Source organism: Bacillus sp. BC05(2025) (assembly GCF_056725905.1).
Genome location: NZ_JBWYRA010000042.1, coordinates 1 through 388, shown reverse-complemented (window position 1 = coordinate 388; position 388 = coordinate 1). Strand labels below are relative to the sequence as shown.

At 54.4% G+C, this 388-nt stretch carries 4 tRNA genes; all 4 read right to left on the bottom strand.

What is annotated here, in order from left to right:
- Positions 1-13: 13 nt before the first annotated feature.
- The 4 genes from ACZ76X_RS29070 to ACZ76X_RS29055 all read right to left on the bottom strand — a co-directional run bounded on the left by ACZ76X_RS29070 (position 14) and on the right by ACZ76X_RS29055 (position 374).
- Positions 14-106 (bottom strand) — tRNA-Ser (locus tag ACZ76X_RS29070).
- Positions 107-123: 17 nt separating this feature from the next.
- A tRNA-Ile gene (locus ACZ76X_RS29065) sits at positions 124-200 on the bottom strand.
- 4 nt (positions 201-204) lie between these two features.
- Positions 205-281, bottom strand: a tRNA-Met gene (locus tag ACZ76X_RS29060).
- A gap of 20 nt (positions 282-301) precedes the next feature.
- Positions 302-374: transfer RNA gene (locus ACZ76X_RS29055), tRNA-Ala, on the bottom strand.
- Positions 375-388 lie beyond the last annotated feature (14 nt).

Below are 388 nucleotides of genomic sequence, written 5' to 3'. Positions count from 1 at the left end.
GATTTAGAAAAAATGGAGGAGGTAGAGGGATTCGAACCCCCGCGCGACTCTCGCCGCCTGTCGGTTTTCAAGACCGATCCCTTCAGCCGAACTTGGGTATACCTCCGAGATATAAACTTTCAATGGTGGACCTTGTAGGACTCGAACCTACGACCGGACGGTTATGAGCCGTCTGCTCTAACCAGCTGAGCTAAAGGTCCTTTATGGTAGCGGCGGAGGGGATCGAACCCCCGACCTCACGGGTATGAACCGTACGCTCTAGCCAGCTGAGCTACACCGCCATAAATGATATTGAAATAAGTGGAGCCTAGCGGGATCGAACCGCTGACCTCCTGCGTGCAAGGCAGGCGCTCTCCCAGCTGAGCTAAGGCCCCATGTTTTTGGGAAT